Source organism: Kitasatospora sp. NPDC091257, from assembly GCF_044757675.1.
GTDB lineage: Bacteria > Actinomycetota > Actinomycetes > Streptomycetales > Streptomycetaceae > Kitasatospora > Kitasatospora lactacystinica.
Genome location: NZ_JBIVVI010001405.1, coordinates 1 through 2,116, shown reverse-complemented (window position 1 = coordinate 2,116; position 2,116 = coordinate 1). Strand labels below are relative to the sequence as shown.

Sequence of the window (2,116 nt, the reverse complement as noted above, 5' to 3'; positions counted from 1 at the left end):
CCCCAGCCCGTGCACGTACCGCTCCTCCCCGGGACCGGTCCGGCGACCGGTCGGCACCAGCTAAGCACACCCGGCACCGGTCGACGCCCACCGTCGGTGAACGCCAAGTGGCCGTGGGCGGACGGGACATCGAACCCGTCCGGTCCCCGGCCACCGGCGCCCGGAAGTGCTCAGGAACGCGCGGCGGCGCTCCGGCGGGGGCTCACGCCTCCTTCAGGTTCGGCACCTGCCAGTCGATGGCCTCGCCGCCGAAGGAGTCCAGCGCCGCGTTGATCTGCGAGAACGGACGGCTGCCGAAGAACAGCTTCGCCGACAGCGGCGACGGGTGCGCCCCCTGCACCACCACGTGCTTGGCGGTGTCGATCAGCGGCAGCTTCTTCTTCGCGTAGTTGCCCCACAGCACGAAGACCACGGGCTCCTCGCGGTCGCTCACCGCCTTGATCACCGCGTCGGTGAACTTCTCCCAGCCCTTCGCCTTGTGCGAGTTGGCCTCGTGCGCGCGGACCGTGAGCACCGCGTTGAGCAGCAGCACACCCTGCTCGGCCCAGTGCATCAGGTAGCCGTTGTCCGGGGCGGGGATGCCCAGGTCGGCGTCCAGCTCCTTGAAGATGTTGCGCAGCGACGGCGGCGTCCTGGTGCCCGGCAGCACCGAGAAGCTCATGCCGTGGGCCTGCCCGTTGTCGTGGTACGGGTCCTGGCCGAGCACGAGCACCCGGACCTTGTCGTACGCGGTGGCGTCCAGCGCGGCGAACTCCTGGCCGCTCGGCGGGAACACCTCGTGCTCCGCGCGCTGGGCCGCCACGAAGGCCGCCAGCTCCGCGAAGTACGGCTTCTCCGTCTCGGCGCCCAGCACCCCGCGCCAGGACTCGGGCAGCTCCAGCCCGCCGCCCTCGCCGGCCTCGACCACGCCCGCCTCGACCGTGTCCGTCACGACATCTACCTCCAACACCGCGGCTGCTGCGCCGCACGCCCTCTTTCACCCCGAACGCTACACAGCCCCACCGACAACTCACGCCCCCGGAGCGGGTTCCGGGCTACGGCCGGCGCCCGCCCGCCCCTCCCCGGATACGCGGCGGCCCCGCCCCGGGTACGCAGCGCCCCCGCCACGGATACGCAGCGGCCCCGCCCCGGCGACCGGCCGGAACGGGGCCCACGACAGCACCGCGGAGGTCAGACCAGCTCGACCAGGTCCGCGATCGACTGGACCACGCGGGTCGGCCGGTACGGGAACCGCTCCACGTCGGACGCGGCGGTCAGGCCGGTGAGCACCAGGATCGTCTCCATGCCGGCCTCCATGCCCGCGACGATGTCGGTGTCCATCCGGTCGCCGATCATCACCGCCGTCTCGGAGTGGGCGCCGGCGGTGTTCAGCGCCTCGCGCATCATCAGCGGGTTGGGCTTGCCGACGAAGTACGGCTCGACGCCGGTCGCCTTGGTGATCAGCGCCGCGACCGAGCCGGTGGCCGGCAGCACGCCCTCCGGGGAGGGGCCGGTCTCGTCCGGGTTGGTGCAGATGAACCGGGCGCCCTGGTTGATCAGGCGGATCGCCTTGGTGAGCGCCTCGAAGGAGTAGGTGCGGGTCTCGCCGAGCACCACGTAGTCGGGGTTGTTGTCGGTCAGCACGTAACCGGCCTGGTACAGGGCGGTGGTGAGCCCCGCCTCGCCGATCACGTACGCCGTGCCGTTCGGCCGCTGGCTCTTGAGGAACTTGGCCGTGGCCAGGGCGGAGGTCCAGATGCACTCCTCCGGCACCTCCAGCCCCATCCCGGCCAGCCGGGCGCTGAGGTCGCGCGGAGTGTAGATGGAGTTGTTGGTGAGGACCAGGAACGGCTTGCCGGACTCCCGCAGCTTGCGCAGGAACTCCTCCGCCCCGGGAATCGGCGTGCCCTCGTGGATGAGGACCCCGTCCATGTCGGTCAGCCAGGACTCGATGGGCTTGCGGTCTGCCACGTGCGTGTCTCCCGAAGTGTTGCAGCGTCTTGCGTCGTACGAGGGCCCTGACCCGGCACAGCCTAATCCGCCCGGGTGTGCGGGAACAGGACGTCCCGCCCACCGGACCGGCGCCGACCCGGCCTCCCGTACCCGCGTCACCTGCCCCTTCCACCGGCCCGACACC

2 protein-coding genes are annotated in these 2,116 nt (G+C 71.5%); both read right to left on the bottom strand.

What is annotated here, in order from left to right:
* Positions 1-202: 202 nt before the first annotated feature.
* Positions 203-931, bottom strand: coding sequence for a uracil-DNA glycosylase (locus tag ACIQOV_RS38755; RefSeq protein ID WP_401055519.1), 729 nt, complete (start codon positions 929-931; stop codon positions 203-205).
* 239 nt (positions 932-1,170) lie between these two features.
* Positions 1,171-1,950, bottom strand: coding sequence for an HAD-IIA family hydrolase (locus ACIQOV_RS38750; protein WP_387691752.1), 780 nt, complete (start codon positions 1,948-1,950; stop codon positions 1,171-1,173).
* Positions 1,951-2,116 lie beyond the last annotated feature (166 nt).